The sequence below is a fragment of the Nocardia sp. NPDC057227 genome, assembly GCF_042669725.1.
Taxonomy (GTDB): domain Bacteria; phylum Actinomycetota; class Actinomycetes; order Mycobacteriales; family Mycobacteriaceae; genus Nocardia; species Nocardia asteroides_A.
In genome coordinates this window covers 1-17,684 of record NZ_JBHUXA010000039.1, presented here as the reverse complement: position 1 = coordinate 17,684, position 17,684 = coordinate 1, and the positions used below count along the sequence as shown (strand labels likewise).

The following is a 17,684-nucleotide window of genomic DNA, read 5'->3' as shown; positions in this document are numbered from 1 at the left end:
AGATCTCCTCCGGCGGGCTCTGTCGTCTCGGTGGGTCAGACGCCGATGACGGTGGGGATGATCATCGGGCGGCGGCGGTAGACGTCGGCCACCCAGCGCCCGACCACCCGGCGCACGCTCTGCGCGATCCGGTGCGTGTCGGTGACGCCCTCGCCTGCCAGCCGCTGCAGCTCCGCCTCGACCAGCTCGGCCGCCTGGGCGAGCGCGCCCGGGTCGTCGGAGAAGCCGCGGCCGCTGAGCTCCGGCGGACTGACCGTCTTGCCGGTGTCCTGGTCGATGGCGACGGTGATCGAGATGAAGCCGCCCTCGCCGAGCACCAGCCGGTCCGACAGGGTGGATTCGCCGACGTCGCCGACGGAGAGGCCGTCCACGTAGACGTGGCCGACCGGCACCCGGCCGACGATGGAGGCGATGCCGTCGACCAGGTCGACGACGACGCCGTCCTCGGCCAGCACCACCCGCTCCTCCGGCACGCCGGTCGCCACCGCAAGCGCGGCGTTGGCGCGCAGGTGCCGCCACTCGCCGTGCACCGGCATGGCGTTGGTCGGCCGCACCGCGTTGTACAGGTAGAGCAGCTCGCCCGCGGAGGCGTGGCCGGAGACGTGCACCTTGGCGTTCTGCTGGGTGATCACCTTCGCGCCGAGCCGGGCGAGGCCGTTCACCACGGTGAAGACCGAGTTCTCGTTGCCCGGGATGAGCGAGGAGGCCAGCACCACCAGGTCGTCGGCGCGCACGTTGATCTGCCGGTGGTCGCCGCGGGCCATCCGGGAGAGCGCCGAGAGCGGCTCGCCCTGGGACCCGGTGGAGATCAGCACCAGGCGGTCGCCGGGCAGGCTCGCGGCGCCGTCCATGGTGACCTCGACGCCGGCGGGGACGGTCAGGTAGCCGAGGTCCTGGGCGATCTGCATGTTGCGGACCATCGAGCGGCCGACGAAGCAGATGCGGCGACCGTAGCGCTGGGCCACGTCGACGACCTGCTGGATCCGGTGCACGTGGCTGGCGAAGGAGGCGACGATCACTCGGCCGCGCGCCTTGCCGATGACGGTGTCGAGCACGCCGCCGATCTCGCGCTCCGGGGTGACGAAGCCGGGCACCTCGGCGTTGGTGGAGTCGACGAGGAAGAGGTCGACGCCCTCGTCGCCGAGCCGGGAGAAGCCGGCCAGGTCGGTGAGCCGGTTGTCCAGCGGGAGCTGGTCCAGCTTGATGTCGCCGGTGTGCAGCACGACGCCCGCCGGGGTGCGGATGGCGACGGCGAGCGCGTCCGGGATCGAGTGGTTGACGGCGAAGTACTCGCAGCCGAACGGGCCGTGCGTGGTGTGCTGGCCCTCGGTGACCTCGACCAGCTTCGGGTGCAGCCGGTGCTCGCGGCACTTCGCCGCGACCAGCGCGAGGGTGAAGCGGGAGCCGATCACCGGGATGTCCTGGCGCAGCCGGAGCAGGAAGGGCACCGCACCGATGTGGTCCTCGTGGCCGTGCGTGAGCACCACCGCGACAACGTCGTCCATCCGGTCCTCGATGGGCCGGAAGTCCGGCAGGATCAGGTCGACGCCGGGCTGCTGGTCCTCCGGGAAGAGCACGCCGCAGTCGACGATCAGCAGCTTGCCGCCGAACTCGAAGACGGTCATGTTGCGGCCGATCTCGCCGATGCCGCCGAGCGCGAAGACGCGCAGGCCGTTGCGCGGGGCCTTCGGCGGCGTGCCGAGCCGGTCCTGCGCGGCCACGACCGGCTGCTCCTGCGCCTGCTCCGAGCGGCGCCCGGCCGGCTTGCCGCGCGTGTTGCGGCGGTTGCCCTGCCGGTCGTTGCGGCCGCTGTCGCGCGCGGCGGATTCGGCGGCGGGCGCGGCGCTCTCCCGGCTCGCGGAGCCGCCCGAACGGTCTGTCCGCTCGACGGCGGCCGCGCCGGTGTCGGCGGCGACCTCGCCGGTCTCGCCGGCGCGGCCGGTCGCGTTTCCTTCGGCGACCACCGCCGCGGCATCGGCGGCGGCGATCTCCGGAGCGGCGCTCTCGGTGACCGGCCGCTCACTCACCGGGAGCGGCGGGCCCGCGGTGCGGCTGGCGGAACGTCTCCGTGGTCGGCTCATACAAGTACCCCCGCGGCCCGCAGATCGCCGGCCAGCTCGTCGAGTTGGGCGGTGGATGGCATGAGCTGCGGCAACCGCGGCTCACCCACGTCCACGCCGAGCAAGCGCAGCCCGCCCTTGGTCATCGCCACGCCGCCGAGGCGCGCCATGGCATTGTTCAGCCCGATCAGATCGGCATTGAGCTGCCGGGCCCGCACCACGTCACCGGCCGTGTAGGCGGTGAGCAGGTCGCGCAGCCGCTCCGGCACCAGGTGCCCGATAACGCTGATGAATCCGGCCGCGCCGACCGACAGCCAGGGCAGGTTGAGCGCGTCGTCACCGGAGTACCAGGCCAGCCCGGTCTCCGCGATCAGCCCGGCGCCCATGTTCAGGTCGCCCTTGGCGTCCTTCAGCGCGACGATCCGCGGGTGCTCGGCGAGCACCCGGATGGTGTCCGAGGCGATCGGCACCACCGAGCGCGGCGGGATGTCGTACAGCGTGACCGGGAGGTCGGTGGCGTCGGCGACCGCGGTGAAGTGCGCGACCAGCCCCTCCTGGGACGGCCGCGAGTAGTAGGGCGTGACGACCAGCAACCCGTGGGCGCCCGCGCGCTGCGCGTTGCGCGCCAGGTGGATCGAGTGCGCGGTGTCGTAGGTACCCGCACCCGCGATCACGGTGGCGCGCTCGCCGACGGCGTCGACGACGGCACGCAGCAGATCGGCCTTCTCGGACTCGGTGGTCGTCGGCGACTCGCCGGTGGTGCCGGAGACGGCGAGCAGGTCGACGCCGCGGTCGACCAGGTGTGCCGCCAGCGCGACGCCCGCCTCGACGTCCAGCTTCCCCTCGGGTGTGAAAGGGGTCACCATGGCGACGCCGACCGAGCCGGACGCCCGGAGCGGGGTGGGCGTCGTTTCACCGTTCCTCATGGTGAGAAAGGCTACCCGGTCGCGCTTGCGCGCTCGACACCCTCGTCCGGCCACCGGTGTGCCGCGCCGCCGCCGGACGCGCGAACCGGCCGCACACCCGCTCGCCGACATCATGGCGACGCCGAGTGATGTCACTGATTCCTTGCCACGACACCCATTAAGACGCCATGCTGGTGTCATGGATCTCGACAGCTATACCGCCCGCCTCCGCGCCGACCTGGTCGCCGCGGCCGCGCTCGGCGACGAGAAGACCCGCGCCACCGCCGAGGCGCTGGCCACCGCCGTGGAGAGCTCGGCCCGGCTGATGCTGCTGGCCGCGCTCTCCGACCTGGCCGCCGAGGTGAGCACGGCGCTCGGCGACCGCACGGTGCACGTCTCGGTGCGCGGCGCGGACGCCGCGGTCGACGTGCGCCCGGTCGCCAAGGACGGAACCGACACCCCGCCCACCTTCGAGGAGATGACCGGCGATATCAGCCGGGTGACGCTGCGCCTGGTCGAGCAGCTGAAGTCGCGCGCCGAGGAGGCCGCGGCGCAGAGCGGTCAGTCGCTCAACTCCTGGCTCTCGCACGCGGTCAGCAACACCCTGCGCGACCAGATGCGCGGCTACGGCGGGGGCTACGGCACCAGGCCGAGCGCCGGGCCGGAGCCGCGCGCCGACAGCTGAGCCAGCTCCGGCATCAGGTCGCCGCGGTCGCCGAGCACCACGTCGTCCAGCTCCAGCCAGTCGGCCATCGCGCGCAGCGCCCCGGCCAGCGCGGCCGCGGTGTAGGGGGTGGCGTGGCCGGGCTCGGCGAAGGCGGCGGGGACAAGCAGCCGCCCGTTGCCGCGCTCGGCGCGCAGGTCGACCCGGCCGACCAGCTGTCCGTCCAGCAGGAACGGGAAGACGTAGTAGCCGTGCACCCGCTTCGCCTCGGGGGTGTAGATCTCGATCCGGTAGTGGAAGCCGAACATCCGCTCGGTGCGCGGGCGGCAGAAGACCAGCGGGTCGAACGGGCAGAGCAGCGCGGCGCCCTCGATCCGGCGCGGGGCGGGGGCGCCCGCGCGCAGGTAGCCGGGGCGGTCCCAGCCCTCGACGGCGACCGGGATCAGCTCCCCGGCGTCGACCAGCTCGGCGATGGCCGGTTCGGTCTGCTTGCGCTGCATGCGGTAGTAGTCGCGCAGGTCGGTTTCGGTGCCGACGCCGAGCGCGGTGGCGGCCCGGCGCACCAGCTCACGCACCGCTTCCTCGCGCGGCACCGCGCGGGCGTGCAGCTCCGGCGGGATCACCCGCTCGGCCAGGTCGTAGTACCTGGTGAAGCCGGAGCGGTGGCTCACCGAGACGGTGCCCGCCGCGAAGAGCTGCTCGCAGATGGTCTTGGTGTCGGTGAGATCCCACCAGGAGCCGCGCGGGCGCGGCTTGTCCAGTTCCAGGTGCTTCTCGATCTGGGTGGCGGTGGCGGCGCCGATCTCGGTGAGCACGTCGACGATGTCGGCGCCGAGGGTCGGGTTGCGCTCCAGCACCCGGCGCATCCCGGCCCAGCGGCCGTGCTGGTACTCCGCCATCCGCCAGCGGAAGAGCGGCCAGTCCTCGACCGGGATCAGCGCGGCCTCGTGCGCCCAGTACTCGACCAGCCTGCGCGGGGTGCGCGCCCGGTGCCGCCAGACCGCGTCGTCCAGCACCGCGCGGTCGTAGCCGCCGATCCGGCTGAACACCGGCGCGTAGTGCGCGCGGACCACCGCCGAGACCGAATCGATCTGCAGCAGCTGGGTTCTGGCGAGGACGTCGAGGACCGTCCTGCGGGTGGTGACGGCGGGCTTGCGCCGCCCGAACCCCTGGGCCGCCAGCGCCGTCCGGCGCGCGACGGCCGCACTCATCGTCCGCATGCTGCGCAGGATGCCACGGGGGTCCGACAGGTCAGGTGGAGACCCGGACGGCACCGGCGGCGTCGATCTCGATCCGCCGGTCCCCCGCGCCCGCCGCGGCCAGCACGGTGGCCAGCACCCGGCGGCCCATCGGCAGCACCCGCACGGTGACGGTGCCGTCGGTGGCGGCGTCCAGCTCGCCCGCGGCGGCGTCGACCACCCGCTCGCGCACCCATCGCGGCACCCCGGCGAAGCCGCCGTCGTCCAGCAGCACCACCTCGACCCCGCGCGCCCGCGCGCCGCGGGCGGCGGCGCTCAGCTCGTCGGTGACCAGCTGCGGGGCGCGCAGCCCGTCCCTGAGCTCGGCCTCCAGCAGCCTGCACTCCTCGCGGTCCCGCCCGTTCAGGTCGGCGCCCGCGGCGATCCGCTCCAGCATGGGCCTGGCCAGCCGGTCCAGCCGGGCGAGCTGCCGGTCGCGTTCGCCGTTCTCGGCGGCGAGGGTGGCCTCGGCGGCGGCCCGCAGCGTCGCCTCCTCGCGCAGGGTGCGCAGCGAGCGCTGGGTCGGGCGCATGACGGCGGCGAAGAGCGAGACCCCGGCCACGGTGCCGATCGGCACGATGGTGCCGACGAAGGCGCCGCCGGTCATCCCCTCGGCCGCGGCCAGCACCGCGATCACCCCCGCGGTGGCGGCCACCCCGATCCAGGCGGCGCCGAGCCTGCCGCGCAGGACCAGCAGGGCGAGCACGTAGGAGGCGGCGAAGGCGGTCGAGACCTGCGGGGTGTCGCCGCGGTTCGGCAACCCGGTCATGGTGAGCACGGCAGCGAGCGGAGCGGCGAGCACCACCAGCGCGGTCGCGCTGGCAGGCAGCGGGTCGACCGGGATGACCAGCACCAGCAGCCCGGCGGCGGCCAGCGCGAGCAGGGCGAGCAGCGCGGGCACCGGCGGCGACCCGGCGAAGTTGCGCACCATGTAGAGCACGATGATGGCCTCGAAGCCGACCAGGAAGAGCCAGGCGGCGCCGTCGCGCAGGCCGAGCAGGTCGCGCAGCGCGAAATCGGTGTCCCGGTCAGCCATCGTTGCCCCACACCAGCGTGACGGTGGTGCCGTCGCCGCGGTGTGATTCCACGAAACCGGCGCCGCCGGGGAGTCTGCTCATCCGGCCGAGGATGCTGACCGCGACGCCGAGCCGGTCCGGGGGTACGGCGGCGGGGTCGAAACCGGCGCCGTCGTCGCGCAGTACCACGCGGATCCCGCCCGCGCCGATCGTCACGGTGACGGTGCGGCACACGGCGCGGCCGGGCACGGTGGCGTGCCGCAGGCTGTTCCGCGCCGCCTCGGTGAGCGCGGCGGCCAGCGTCACCGCGGCCTCCAGCGGCATGTCGAGGGCGCCGCCGACGCCGGGGCGCTGCGCGCCGAACTCGATCTCCGGGTTCACCTCGTGCACCGCCGAGCGCAGGAAGCCGATGGCGGACTGCGCGTCCAGCCGGTCCGGCGCGATCCCGCCGCCGCGCACCGCGTCCAGCTGCGCGATCGTGCGCTGGGCCTGCTTGTGCAGCACGCTCGGCTCGGTGCAGCCGCCGCGCGAGGCGTCGAGCAGCGTGGAGAGCACGGCATCGTGGATGAGCGCGGCGAAGCGGGCGCGCTCCCGCTCCCGTGCCGCCGCCCCGGCCACCGCGGCCGCGCGCCTGCCCTCCAGCGCGGACTCCCGGTCCACCCTGGCCGCCGCCGCCCGCGCGTAGATGACGCACCAGGCGAAGAGCGCGGCCAGCCCGCCCGACCTGGCCACCGCGTTGACGAAGGCCGCCGGGGTGACCTCGGGCAGCACCGCGGCATTGGCCGCCGAGATCAGCACGCAGCCGAGCACCAGGTACCCGACGGCGAGCGAGAGCCGCCAGGAGAGCGCCGCCGCCAGCACACCGAGCACGAGCACCCGGTACAGCCAGATCTGCTCCGCCCCGGTGGCCAGCACCGGGTAGGTGCTCGGCACCATCAGCGCGGCCGCGAGGAAGCTCACCGCCGCCACGGCGGCCGTGCGCTGGATCGCCCTGCGGTTCATCGCCACCGACACCACCGCGAGCACCGGGAACAGCCCGAACGCGAGCACCACCGTGACCAGCACCCGGCCGGGGTCGGCGCCGCGGCTCTGCTCCGCGATCTCCGGCAGCTCGATCAGCCCGACGATCACCCCGGCGATGCCGACGCTCAGCCCGAGCCTGCGCAGGATGCGGTCGGCGGCGGGCTCGGCGGCCGGGCCCGCCGCGAGGGAGAGCAGCCCGCGGACCCAGCGGCCCGCAGGCACCCGGACGGAATCGACGGCGGCGATGACGCCCGCGGTCATGCCCTGCTGTTGCGCTCGGGCATCGGGAGCCAACCGTCCTCCACCGCGCGCTTGTACAGGTCGGTCTTGGTCGGCGCGGGGCGCCCGGCGTCGGCGTACTTCTGCCGGATCCGGCCCAGGTAGTCGTTGACGGTCTGCTCGGAGAGGCCGGCCAGCCGGGCCACCCGGGATGCCTTCTCGCCGGAGGCGTAGAGCATCAGCACCTCCTCCTGGCGCGGGCTCAGCCCGACGTCGGAGAGCTGCGGGTCGCCGTCGATGGCGGCGGCCCAGTCGGTGGTCACCACCTGTTCGCCGGAGGCCGCGCGGCGCACCGCGGCCACCACGGTCGGCACGTCCTCGGACTTGCGCACCACCCCGAGCACCCCGGCCCGCGCCGCGGAGCGCACCAGGAACGCGTTGTCGGCGCCGGTGAAGACCAGCACCTCGATCCCCCGGCCGCGCAGCGCGCGCACGTTGTCCTCCGGCACGGAGCCGTCGGCGAGCCGCAGATCCAGCACGGCGAGGTCGAGCTCCGCTGTCGCGGAGAGCAGTTCACCCACGGTGCCCGCGGTGTGCACCAGATCGAGGTCGGGTTCGGGGGCCAGCATCGCCGCCAGGCCGATCGCCACCGATTCGTGGTCCTCCACCAGCCCGATCCGCCGGGCCGGCGCGCCGTCCTCGCCCCAGGTCACCTCGGTACTCCCATCCCGGCCGTCGTGTACAGCACGTTCAGGAAGTATGCCGGGTCGGGGGTGCGCAGTCAGCCCACCAGAATCGGGGGCGCGGTCATCCCATCAGTTGCGCGGCGATGGTGCCGCCGAGTTCCCAGCACTGCTCGAGATCGGCCTTGGCCGGCTTGCCGGAGACGACGACGTGCTCGGCGGCCTTGACCCAGCCGAGACCGGTGGTGATGGAGTCGATCGCGCGGACCGCGCCCTCGGTGCCCTCGTTGCCGTGCAGGTAGAGGCCGAAGGGGCGGCCGCGAGTGGTGTCGAGGGCCTGGTAGTAGACGGTGTCGAAGGCGTGTTTGAGGGCGCCGCTCATGTAGCCGAGGTTGGCGGGGGTGCCGAGGAGGTAGCCGTCGGCCTCCAGCACGTCGATCGGCGCGACGGTGAGCGCGGGGCGGCGGACGACCTCGACGCCCTCGATCTCGGGATCGGTGGCACCGCGCAGCACCGCCTCGAACATCTCGTGCGTGTGCGGCGACGGCGTGTGGTGCACGATCAGCAGGCGGGGCACGGGCTCACCGGTCCAGGCGTTCCAGGGCGACGGCGCGGCGCATGGCCTCGCGGGCGCGGGAGCGGTCGCCGGCCAGGTCGTAGGCGCGGGCCAGGCGGTAGGAGGAGCGCCAGTTGTCCGGGTCGGCTTCCCATTCGGCCTTGACCCGGGCGAAGAGCGCGTCGGCGGCGGGCCGCTCGACCCGGCCGGAGGGGCGGCGCGGGAGCTCGGCGGTGTCGAGTTCGCGGCCCTCGGCGTGCATGCGGCGGGCCAGGTGCTGGTGCGCCAGCGCGGCGCGCAGGGTGGCGACCACGATCCAGACGCCGAGCAGCGGCAGGATCAGCACGCCGACGCCGATCGCGACGGCCGCCGCCTCGCCGGAGGTGAGCAGCTCGATCGCGATCCGGCCGAGCAGCAGGAAGTAGAAGCCGAGCGCCAGCACCAGGGCGGCGATGAAGGCGACCCGCTTCAGCACTTCGCCCGCGGGCGCGGATTCGGTCACAGATCCAGGAACGGGTCGAGCCCGACGGTGAGGCCGGGGCGGGCGGCGATGCTCCGGACGCCGAGCAGCACGCCGGGGGCGAAGGAGTTCCGGTCGATGGAGTCGTGCCGGATGGTCAGCGTCTCGCCCTGGGTGCCGAAGAGCACCTCCTGGTGCGCGACCAGCCCGGCGAGCCGCACCGAGTGCACCCGCACCCCGTCGACGTCGGCGCCGCGCGCGCCGTCCAGCTCGGTGCTGGTGGCGTCCGGGCTGCGGCCGACCCCGGCCTTCGCCCTCGCCTCGGCGATCAGCCCGGCGGTGCGGTAGGCGGTGCCGGACGGCGCGTCCGCCTTGTTCGGGTGGTGCAATTCCACCACCTCGACCGACTCGAAGAAGCGCGCCGCCTGCTCGGCGAAGCGCATGGAGAGCACCGCGCCGATGGCGAAGTTCGGCGCGATCAGCACACCGGTCCCTGGGCTCTCCGCCAGCCGGGCGCGCACCTCGGCGAGCCTGCCGTCGTCGAAGCCGGTCGTCCCGACCACGGCGTGGATTCCGTGCTCGATCAGGAACTTCAGGTTGCCCAGCACCACGTCGGGGTGCGTGAAGTCGACGACGACCTCGGTGTTCGCGTCGGTGAAGGCGGTCAGCGCGTCGTCCTTGTCGACGGTGGCGACGAGCTCCAGGTCGTCCGCCGCCGTCACCGCGGCGCAGATGGCCCGGCCGACCTTTCCCTGCGCGCCGAGTACTCCGACCCGAATCGTCACCGCTGCTCCTCTCGTCCCGAACTCCGGTGAGCCTATCGTCAGAACAGGATCACCTGGCGCAGCGCGTTCCCCGCGGCCAGCTCGTCCATGGCGGCGTTGATCTGCTCCAGGCCGATCCGGGCGGAGACCAGCCGCTCCACCGGCAGCCTGCCCGCGCGCCACAGCCGCACGTACTCCGGGATGTCCCTGGCGGGCACCGCGGAGCCGAGGTAGCTGCCGACGATCGAGCGCCCCTGCGCCACCAGCGCCAGCGGCGAGATGCTCGCGCGGGCGTCCGGGGCGGGCAGCCCGACGGTGACCGTGGTGCCGCCGGGCGCGGTCGCGGCCACCGCGGTCTCGAAGGCGCGGATATTGCCCGCGGCCTCCACCACCACCTCGGCCTGCACACCCCGCTCGGCCACCTCGGCGGGGGTGAGCGCGGCGGTGGCGCCGAGTTCGCGGGCCAGCGCCAGCTTCTCCGGCACGGTGTCGACGGCGATCACCTCGCCGACCCCGAGCGAGGCCGCGACCAGCAGCGCCGCCATCCCGACGCCGCCGAGCCCGACCACCATGATCCGGTCGCCCGGCGCGGGCGGCGCCGAGTTGAGCAGCGCGCCGCCGCCGGTGAGCACCGCGCAGCCGAGCACCGCGGCGACCTCGGGCGGGACATCGTCGTCGACCGGGACCACCGAGCGGCGGTCGACGACGGCGTGCGTGGCGAAGGCGGAGACGCCGAGGTGGTGGTGCACCTCCGCGCCGTCGCGGCGCAGCCTGCGGCCGCCGCCGAGCAGCTCGCCCGCGTTGTTCGCGGCGCTGCCCGGGATGCACGGCGTCCGGCCCTCGCTCGCACAGCCGGCGCAGTCGCCGCAGCGCGGCAGGAAGGTCATGACGACGCGCTGCCCGACGGCGATGTCCGGCTCGCCCGCGCCGACGGCCTCGACCCGGCCGGCCGCCTCGTGCCCGAGCAGCATCGGCACCGGGCGCACCCGGTTGCCGTCGACCACGGAGAGATCCGAGTGGCACAGCCCGGCCGCCTCGATCCGCACCAGCAGCTCGCCCGGCCCCGGCTCGGCCAGCTCCAGCTCGGAGATGGTGAGCGGCGCCGACTCGGCGAACGGGGCGGGCGCGGCGATGCGCTCCAGGACGGCTCCACGGATCCTCATGGCGCCGACGCTACCCGGCGGTGCGGCGGCGCAGGCCGAGCCCGGCGGCGACGAGGCAGGCCACGGCGGCGGCGGAGACGAACCACGGGAAGACCGTGCTCAGCCCCCAGGTGTTGGCGGCCCACCCGGCGAGCACCGTCGGCAGCGCCATGGCGGTGTAGGCGAGCAGGTAGTAGGCCGACATGGTCTCGCCGCGCCGGTGCTGCGGCACCACGTCCGAGAGGTGCCGCAGCGACCCACCGAAGCCGAGCCCGAAGGTAGCGCCGAGGAACACCCCGGCCAGCAGCACCGCGACCCAGCTGTGCGTCGCCAGCGCCGGAATCAGCGCGAGCAGCGCGAAGGCCATCCCGATATCGCCGACGACGGCGGCCCGCCGCGCCGGAACGCGGGTGGCGACGAGCTGCACCAGCGCGGCGGAGAGCGCGGTCGCGGCCACCACCGCGCCGCCGAAGACCAGGTTGTGGATGCCGGTCTGGCGCGCGGCCAGCGACGGGTAGAGCGAGAGCAGCACGCCGAGCACCGACCACGCCGCCATCACGCCGATCGCGGAGAACCAGAAGTCGCCGCGGATCTCGGCGGGCACCGACGGCCTGGCGATCCGGATCCGCCCGGCCACCCGGGCCGCGTGCGGCTCGCGCAGCGCGATCACCCCGGCCGCGATGGCCAGGCAGACCACGCTGATCACCACGTACGGCGTGCGCAGCGGGTACGGCGCGTACTGGGCGAGCAGCGCCGAGCCGAGGATCGTCACCGCCATCCCGACGTTGAACGCCACCCCGCTGAGCTGCCCGGAGCGTGCGCCGCGGTGCGGCCGCAGGTCGAGCAGCGCGGCCGCGCCCGCCACCACGGTGGCGCCGACCGCCATGCCGTGCAGCGCGCGGGCGAGCACCAGCATGGGCACCGAGTCGGCGGCCACGAAGACCACCAGCCCGGCGATCATGGTGCCGAAGGCGCCGAGCAGCACCGGCTTGCGGCCGAGCACGTCGGAGATCCGGCCGGTGACCAGCACCGCGGCCAGCGCCGCGACCGCGTACACCGCGAAGATGACCGTGGTGGTGAGCGGCGACAGGTTCCACTCGGATTCGTAGAGCCCGTAGAGCGGGGCGGGCGCGCCGGAGACCCCGAGCGCGACCCCGGTCGCCACCAGGACCAGGGGATAGGCCCAGCGCTGCACCGCCGGCTGGGCGATGGTCGCGGTCATCGCGGCTCCTGTCCGATAGGTTTGATGGTTGTCGAACCGCACTCGACCATACGACCCGGGTACGATAACCATCAAACCTGAGTGAGGTAGATCATGAGCGAAGTGTCCGCGCCGGTGGCGCCGCTGTCCGCCGTGCTCGGCGCGCTGCAGGACCCGGTCCGGCTGGAGATGGTGCGGCGGCTGGCCAACGCCGATGGCCCGGTGCGGTGTGCGGCGCTCTACGACGCGATCAACAAGTCCACCGCGACGCACCACTTCAAGATCCTGCGCGAGGCGGGGGTGATCGAGCGGCTCACCGTCGCGGGGAACACCTGCCAGCGGCTGCGCCGCGCCGAACTCGACAGCGCGCTGCCCGGGCTGCTGCCCGCGGTCGTCGAGGCCGCCAACCTCGATGCTCGGTGACCCTGCCCGATCTGGACCTGGCCGCGGTGCGTGGCTTCCTCGCGGTGGCCGAGCACGGGCAGCTCACGCTCGCCGCGGCCGAGCTCGGCATCAGCCAGCAGGCGGTCTCCAAGCGGATCGCGAAACTGGAGGTGGTGCTGGGGGTTTCGCTCTTCGAGCGGGTCCGTACCGGGGTGCTGCCGACGGCGGCGGGCGCCCGCTTCCTGCCGCGGGCGCGGGCGCTGCTCGCCCTGGCCGACGAGACGGTGGCGGCGGTGCGCGCCTTCCCGCGGCCGTTGCGGGTGGCGGTGCTCGGCGAGCGTCAGGCGGCTGTTCGGTCGCTGCGCTTCTTCCTGGATCGGCATCCAGGCGCGGACGCCGAGATCCTGGTCTGCGATGCCGTCGCGACCGCGCGGGACGCGCTGCTCGGCGAGCGCGCGGACGCCGCCTTCGCCAGGGCGCACGGCGGGCCGCGCCCGCTGCCCGCGCACATCGCGGCGGCGCCCGCGCTGCTCGAGCCGCTGCACCTGCTGGTCGGGCGGCACCATCCGCTGGCGGGCCTGGACTCGGTGCCGCTGGCCGAGCTGGCGGGCAGCTCGGTGTGGGTGCCGGGCGCGGCGGTGCCGTCCGAGTGGGCGGACTTTTATCGTGACCTGGGCGAGTTCGCGGGTATCGAGATCGATACCGCGCGCCCGGAGCCGGGCTCGGGGATCGGGCGCATGGTCGAGCGGATCGCCGCCTCGGACGTGCTCTGCACCTTCAACGGCGACGACTTCGACACGCCCTACCACCCGGAGCTGCGGCGGGTCCGGGTGGTCGACCCGGCCCCCGCCTACCCGCACGCCCTGCTCTGGGACGCCGCCGACCCGCACCCCGACCTCACCGAGCTGCTCGCCCACTGCCGCGCGCACTACAACGCCGACACCGCGGCCTCCTGCTGGCTCCCCGAACCCGACCGCCCGCTCTTCGCGGGCTGACAACGCCCGCGAGCACGACGGCGACACGTCCCTAGTTCTCCACCAACCTCCGCACCGCGACCGGAAGATCGCGGGTCCGGCGATACGGCCCGGCGACGGCGGCGGCCATGGGCCGGGCGAGCAGGGTGCGGGCGACGGCGTCGACCTGCTCGGTGGTGACCGCGTCGATCCGCGCCAGCGTCTCGGAGACGCTGCGGTGGTTGCCGTAGTTGAGTTCGCTGCGCCCGATCCGGTTCATCCGGGAGCCGGAGTCCTCCAGGCCGAGGACGAGCCCGCCGCGCAGCGACCCCTTGGCCCGCGCGCACTCGGCGTCGGTGATGCCGTTCGCCGCCACGTCCTCGAGCACGCCCCGGGCCAGCGCGGCGACGGTGCCGAGGTTCTCCGGCTGGCAGCCGAGCGCGACCGAGAAGGCGCCGGTGTCGGCGAAGGTGTCGACCCCGGAGTAGACCGAGTAGGCCAGCCCGCGCTCCTCCCGGATGGCCTGGAAGAGCCGCGAGCTGAGCCCGCCGCCGACCACGGTGTTGAGCACCGAGAGCGGCCAGCGCTTGTCCCCCTCGTGCCTGCCGTAGGCGCGCACGCCGAAGGCCAGGTGCGACTGCTCGCTGTCCCGGTTGCTCCAGTGCAGGGTGGGCGTGGTGCGGGTGCGGAAGCGGCCCTCGCGCCGGGGCGCGGGTGCGGCGGCCGGGTCGAGCCGGTGCGCGAAGGCCCGCTGCACCAGCTCGACGGTGTGCTCGTGCTCGATGTTGCCGGCGACCGCGACGACCATCCGCTCCGGCCGGTAGCGGCGCTGGTGGAAGGAGCGCAGCTGGGTGGAGCGCATGGCCTCGATGGATTCCACCGAGCCGATGACCGGGCGCCCGATCGGGTGGTCGCCGAAGAGCGCGGTGAGGAAGGCGTCGCCGACCAGGTCTTCCGGGTCGTCGTCGCGCATGGCGATCTCCTCGAGCACCACCTGCCGCTCGACCTCGACGTCGGCGGCCCGGCACAGCCCGTTCAGCACCACGTCGGAGACGAGTTCGACCGCGAGCGGCAGGTCCTCGTCGATCACGTGCGCGTAGTAGCAGGTCTGTTCCTTGGCGGTGAAGGCGTTGAGCTCGCCGCCGACCGCGTCCACGGACTGCGCGATGTCGAGGGCGCTGCGGGTCGGGGTCGCCTTGAACAGCAGGTGTTCCAGGAAGTGCGCGGCGCCGGCGACGCCGGGGCCCTCGTCCCTGGAGCCGACGCCGACCCAGACGCCGACGGAGGCGGAGCGCACGCCCGGGACGTGCTCGGTGACGATGCGCAGCCCGCCGGGCAGCTCGGTGCGGCGGACCCCGCTGTCCGAGCCGAGTTCCTCGGCGGTGACGGTTCGGAGCGACGAACCCCCCTGCTCACCGCGGAGCAGGGGGGCCGTCGTGTTCTCGGTACTCACAGATACCGTGTCTACTCGCTTTCGGCGGTGGCGGCCTCGGGGGCCGCGGCTTCGGCGGTGTCCTCGACCGGGACCAGCGAGATCTTGCCGCGGTTGTCGATATCGGCGATCTCGACGCGCAGCTTGTCGCCGACGTTGACCACGTCCTCGACCTTGGCGACGCGCTTGCCGTTGCCCAGCTTGGAGATGTGCACCAGCCCGTCGCGGCCCGGCAGCAGCGAGACGAACGCGCCGAAGGCGGTGGTCTTCACGACCGTGCCCAGGAAGCGCTCGCCGACCTTCGGCAGCTGCGGGTTGGCGATGGCGTTGATCAGGTCGATCGCGGCCTGCGCCGACGGGCCGTCGGTCGCGCCGACGAACACGGTGCCGTCGTCCTCGATGGAGATGTTGGCGCCGGTCTCCTCGGTGATCTGGTTGATGACCTTGCCCTTGGGCCCGATCACCTCGCCGATCTTGTCCACCGGGATCTTGATGGCGGTGACGCGCGGGGCGTACGGGCTCATCTCGTCCGGGCTGGTGATGGCCTCGGCCATCACGTCGAGGATCGTGGTGCGGGCGTCGTGCGCCTGCGCCAGCGCACCGGCGAGCACCTGCGAGGGGATGCCGTCCAGCTTGGTGTCGAGCTGCAGCGCGGTGACGAAGTCACGGGTGCCCGCGACCTTGAAGTCCATGTCGCCGAAGGCATCCTCGGCGCCGAGGATGTCGGTGAGCGCGACGTAGCGCACCTCGTCGGTGCCGTCGGCGCCGGTGACGGTGTCCGAGACCAGGCCCATCGCGATGCCCGCGACCGGCGCCCGGAGCGGAACGCCCGCGTTCAGCAGCGAGAGCGTCGAGGCGCAGACCGAGCCCATCGAGGTGGAGCCGTTGGAGCTCAGCGCCTCGGAGACCTGCCGGATGGCGTAGGGGAACTCCTCCTGGCTGGGCAGCACCGGCAGCAGGGCGCGCTCGGCGAGCGCGCCGTGGCCGATCTCGCGCCGCTTGGGCGAGCCGACCCGGCCGGTCTCACCGGTGGAGTACGGCGGGAAGTTGTAGTGGTGCATGTAGCGCTTGCTGGTCTCCGGGCCGAGCGAGTCGACCTGCTGCGCCATCTTCACCATGTCCAGCGTGGTGACGCCGAGGATCTGGGTCTCGCCGCGCTCGAACAGCGCCGAGCCGTGCGCCCGCGGGATCACGGCGACCTCGGCGGAGAGCGCGCGGATGTCGGCGAGGCCGCGGCCGTCGATCCGGAAGCTGTCGGTCAGGATGCGCTTGCGCACCAGCTTCTTGGTGAGCGAGCGGAAGGCGGCGCCCAGCTCCTTCTCCCGGCCGGCGAAGGTCTCGCCGAGCTGGTCGAGGACGGTGAGCTTGATCGAGTCGATCTGCTCCTCGCGCTCCTGCTTGCCCGCGATGCCGAGCGCCTCGCCGAGCTGCGCGCCAGCGGCGGTCTCGACGGCGGCGAAGACGTCGTCGCCGTAGGGCGGGAAGAGCGGGAACTCGCCGGTCGGCTTGGCGGCCAGCGCGGCCAGGTCGGCCTGCGCGCGGACCAGCCGGGCGATGAACGGCTTGGCGGCCTCCAGCCCCTCGGCGACGACGGCCTCGGTGGGCGCCTGCGCACCCGCGTCGACCAGCGCGATCACGTTGGTGGTCGCCTCGGCCTCGACCATCATGATGGCGACGTCACCGGAGTCGACCACGCGGCCGGCCACGACCATGTCGAAGACGGCGTGCTCGAGCTGCTCGACGGTCGGGAAGGCGACCCACTGCTGGGCGCCGCCGACGGCGGGGTCCTGCAGCAGCGCGACCCGGACGCCGCCGACCGGGCCGGAGAACGGGAGCCCGGCGATCTGGGTGGAGGCGGAGGCGGCGTTGATCGCGACCACGTCGTACAGGTCGTTCGGGTCGAGGCTCAGGATGGTGACGACCACCTGGATCTCGTTGCGCAGCCCGTCGACGAAGGAGGGGCGCAGCGGCCGGTCGATCAGCCGGCAGGTGAGGATCGCGTCGGTGGAGGGCCTGCCCTCGCGCCGGAAGAAGGAGCCCGGGATGCGGCCCGCGGCGTACATCCGCTCCTCGACGTCCACCGTCAGCGGGAAGAAGTCGAAGTGGTCCTTGGGTGCCTTGCCCGCCGAGGTGGCGGAGAGCAGCATCGTCTCGTCGTCCAGGTAGGCGGCGACCGCGCCTGCCGCCTGCTGGGCCAGCCGGCCGGTCTCGAAGCGGACCGTGCGGGTGCCGTAGGCGCCGTTGTCGATCAGCGCGACGGACTCGAACACGCCGGGCTCGACCTCGACGGCCGTGGAGTTACGTTCGATGGTGTCGGTCATATGTTCTGTTCAACCTCTCGTCTTCGCCGGATCCAGCGCCCGTCGGGCGCGACCCGGCATTTCGTCAGCCGTTCCGGACACGGACACGCGGCAGCCTCGTGCTGCGCAACGCGCGCACCCGGCCGCTCCCCCTTGGGAGCGGCGACGCGGAGGCGGTCATCGATCGAAGCCCGCCGGACGGTTTCCCTACCGTGCCGGGAGGCCACTACCGAAGACCGACGCCACGCGACGGGTGCGTCCGGCTGTTGCCGTAGTTGTCCGGGCGCGAGATCAGGTCTCGCTGCCACAGAGGAGCCAACGTCCAGATTGTACGTCTACCCGCGGGTAAATCCCCCGGAACCCCCGCCCTTCAGCGCCCAGCGCTGGTCAAAGCACCTTTCCGGCGCGCCGGAAAGCAAAAGAATTTTTCCCTCGGGGCCGCAAGCGCCCCCGAACCCCCACGGGGCGAGCGCCCCGAACCCCGCCCTGCGAGGCGCAGGACCAGGAGCCTGTTCACCCCGCGCAACGCAGGTACTGAGGGGCGTCTGCAGCGAACCCCTCGGTGTCCCCCAAGTAACGAGATCCCCCACCGCCCCAGCCCCGTCGGGGGCGAGTCTTACGAGCCCCGTTCGCGGCCGGCTCGCGTTCGAGCACTCGAAGCGCATGCGCCGAAGGCGCGAGTCT

Annotated in this window: 16 protein-coding genes; 3 read left to right on the top strand and 13 right to left on the bottom strand. The window is 73.5% G+C overall.

Going from position 1 to position 17,684, the window contains the following annotated elements; translation table 11 throughout:
* Positions 1 to 35: 35 nt before the first annotated feature.
* Together ACFUJ1_RS32985 and dapA are read right to left on the bottom strand one after the other, a co-directional pair.
* Positions 36 to 2,081: a ribonuclease J gene (locus tag ACFUJ1_RS32985; RefSeq protein WP_378651234.1), complete on the bottom strand. Its 2,046-nt coding sequence runs from the start codon at positions 2,079 to 2,081 to the stop codon at positions 36 to 38.
* Entirely contained in the window at positions 2,078 to 2,986 is a 909-nt protein-coding gene (gene dapA / locus ACFUJ1_RS32980; RefSeq protein ID WP_378651233.1) for a 4-hydroxy-tetrahydrodipicolinate synthase, read from the bottom strand. The genes ACFUJ1_RS32985 and dapA overlap by 4 nt, the downstream gene beginning before the upstream one ends.
* Positions 2,987 to 3,164: 178 nt before the next feature.
* Between dapA and ACFUJ1_RS32975 the strand changes: the two genes are divergently transcribed.
* Positions 3,165 to 3,650 carry a hypothetical protein gene (locus ACFUJ1_RS32975; RefSeq protein ID WP_378651232.1) on the top strand — a complete coding sequence of 162 codons (486 nt, stop codon included), beginning with the start codon at positions 3,165 to 3,167 and terminating at the stop codon, positions 3,648 to 3,650.
* Here ACFUJ1_RS32975 and ACFUJ1_RS32970 read toward each other — a convergent pair.
* From ACFUJ1_RS32970 to ACFUJ1_RS32930, 9 genes are all read right to left on the bottom strand, one after another.
* Positions 3,602 to 4,849 (bottom strand): winged helix-turn-helix domain-containing protein, encoded by a 1,248-nt coding sequence (locus ACFUJ1_RS32970; RefSeq protein WP_378651231.1) that lies wholly within the window; start codon positions 4,847 to 4,849, stop codon positions 3,602 to 3,604. The two genes, ACFUJ1_RS32975 and ACFUJ1_RS32970, sit on opposite strands and share 49 nt — an antisense overlap.
* A 31-nt stretch (positions 4,850 to 4,880) precedes the next feature.
* Complete coding sequence (locus tag ACFUJ1_RS32965) at positions 4,881 to 5,903, bottom strand: hypothetical protein (RefSeq protein WP_378651230.1); 1,023 nt, start codon at positions 5,901 to 5,903, stop codon at positions 4,881 to 4,883.
* Positions 5,896 to 7,167, bottom strand: coding sequence for an ATP-binding protein (locus ACFUJ1_RS32960; protein WP_378651229.1), 1,272 nt, complete (start codon positions 7,165 to 7,167; stop codon positions 5,896 to 5,898). Before ACFUJ1_RS32960 ends, ACFUJ1_RS32965 begins: the two co-directional genes overlap by 8 nt.
* On the bottom strand, positions 7,164 to 7,838 hold the full coding sequence (locus tag ACFUJ1_RS32955) for a LuxR C-terminal-related transcriptional regulator (RefSeq protein ID WP_378651228.1): 675 nt from the start codon (positions 7,836 to 7,838) through the stop codon (positions 7,164 to 7,166). Before ACFUJ1_RS32955 ends, ACFUJ1_RS32960 begins: the two co-directional genes overlap by 4 nt.
* A gap of 94 nt (positions 7,839 to 7,932) precedes the next feature.
* Complete coding sequence (locus tag ACFUJ1_RS32950; protein ID WP_378651227.1) at positions 7,933 to 8,385, bottom strand: flavodoxin family protein; 453 nt, start codon at positions 8,383 to 8,385, stop codon at positions 7,933 to 7,935.
* A 4-nt stretch (positions 8,386 to 8,389) separates the two neighbouring features.
* A complete protein-coding gene (locus tag ACFUJ1_RS32945) occupies positions 8,390 to 8,866 on the bottom strand; it encodes a hypothetical protein (protein WP_378651226.1) in 477 nt (158 codons plus the stop codon).
* Entirely contained in the window at positions 8,863 to 9,609 is a 747-nt protein-coding gene (dapB, locus tag ACFUJ1_RS32940) for a 4-hydroxy-tetrahydrodipicolinate reductase (RefSeq protein WP_378651225.1), read from the bottom strand. The genes ACFUJ1_RS32945 and dapB overlap by 4 nt, the downstream gene beginning before the upstream one ends.
* Positions 9,610 to 9,647: 38 nt before the next feature.
* Positions 9,648 to 10,751, bottom strand: a complete 1,104-nt coding sequence (locus ACFUJ1_RS32935) for a zinc-binding dehydrogenase (RefSeq protein ID WP_378651224.1) — start codon at positions 10,749 to 10,751, stop codon at positions 9,648 to 9,650.
* 10 nt (positions 10,752 to 10,761) lie between these two features.
* Positions 10,762 to 11,952 carry an MFS transporter gene (locus tag ACFUJ1_RS32930; RefSeq protein ID WP_378651223.1) on the bottom strand — a complete coding sequence of 397 codons (1,191 nt, stop codon included), beginning with the start codon at positions 11,950 to 11,952 and terminating at the stop codon, positions 10,762 to 10,764.
* 93 nt (positions 11,953 to 12,045) lie between these two features.
* On the opposite strand from ACFUJ1_RS32930, the gene ACFUJ1_RS32925 reads away from it, so the two are divergent.
* Together ACFUJ1_RS32925 and ACFUJ1_RS32920 are read left to right on the top strand one after the other, a co-directional pair.
* Positions 12,046 to 12,354, top strand: coding sequence for an ArsR/SmtB family transcription factor (locus ACFUJ1_RS32925; RefSeq protein ID WP_378651222.1), 309 nt, complete (start codon positions 12,046 to 12,048; stop codon positions 12,352 to 12,354).
* Complete coding sequence (locus ACFUJ1_RS32920; protein WP_378651221.1) at positions 12,351 to 13,310, top strand: LysR family transcriptional regulator; 960 nt, start codon at positions 12,351 to 12,353, stop codon at positions 13,308 to 13,310. Before ACFUJ1_RS32925 ends, ACFUJ1_RS32920 begins: the two co-directional genes overlap by 4 nt.
* 31 nt (positions 13,311 to 13,341) lie before the next feature.
* On the opposite strand, the gene ACFUJ1_RS32915 is transcribed toward ACFUJ1_RS32920, so the two are convergent.
* Together ACFUJ1_RS32915 and ACFUJ1_RS32910 are read right to left on the bottom strand one after the other, a co-directional pair.
* Positions 13,342 to 14,607 (bottom strand): pitrilysin family protein, encoded by a 1,266-nt coding sequence (locus ACFUJ1_RS32915; RefSeq protein WP_233020935.1) that lies wholly within the window; start codon positions 14,605 to 14,607, stop codon positions 13,342 to 13,344.
* A gap of 125 nt (positions 14,608 to 14,732) precedes the next feature.
* Positions 14,733 to 17,021 (bottom strand): polyribonucleotide nucleotidyltransferase, encoded by a 2,289-nt coding sequence (locus ACFUJ1_RS32910; RefSeq protein WP_378651220.1) that lies wholly within the window; start codon positions 17,019 to 17,021, stop codon positions 14,733 to 14,735.
* Positions 17,022 to 17,684 lie beyond the last annotated feature (663 nt).

Excerpts from the sequence above, each read along its gene's own strand:
- ACFUJ1_RS32930 (WP_378651223.1), bottom strand. The coding sequence starts at position 11,952 with ATGACCGCGACCATCGCCCAGCCGGCGGTGCAGCGCTGGGCCTATCCC.
- dapA (WP_378651233.1), bottom strand. The coding sequence starts at position 2,986 with ATGAGGAACGGTGAAACGACGCCCACCCCGCTCCGGGCGTCCGGCTCG.
- ACFUJ1_RS32960 (WP_378651229.1), bottom strand. The coding sequence starts at position 7,167 with ATGACCGCGGGCGTCATCGCCGCCGTCGATTCCGTCCGGGTGCCTGCG.
- ACFUJ1_RS32985 (WP_378651234.1), bottom strand. The coding sequence starts at position 2,081 with ATGAGCCGACCACGGAGACGTTCCGCCAGCCGCACCGCGGGCCCGCCG.
- ACFUJ1_RS32970 (WP_378651231.1), bottom strand. The coding sequence starts at position 4,849 with ATGCGGACGATGAGTGCGGCCGTCGCGCGCCGGACGGCGCTGGCGGCC.
- ACFUJ1_RS32975 (WP_378651232.1), top strand. The coding sequence starts at position 3,165 with ATGGATCTCGACAGCTATACCGCCCGCCTCCGCGCCGACCTGGTCGCC.
- ACFUJ1_RS32935 (WP_378651224.1), bottom strand. The coding sequence starts at position 10,751 with ATGAGGATCCGTGGAGCCGTCCTGGAGCGCATCGCCGCGCCCGCCCCG.
- ACFUJ1_RS32965 (WP_378651230.1), bottom strand. The coding sequence starts at position 5,903 with ATGGCTGACCGGGACACCGATTTCGCGCTGCGCGACCTGCTCGGCCTG.
- ACFUJ1_RS32910 (WP_378651220.1), bottom strand. The coding sequence starts at position 17,021 with ATGACCGACACCATCGAACGTAACTCCACGGCCGTCGAGGTCGAGCCC.
- ACFUJ1_RS32925 (WP_378651222.1), top strand. The coding sequence starts at position 12,046 with ATGAGCGAAGTGTCCGCGCCGGTGGCGCCGCTGTCCGCCGTGCTCGGC.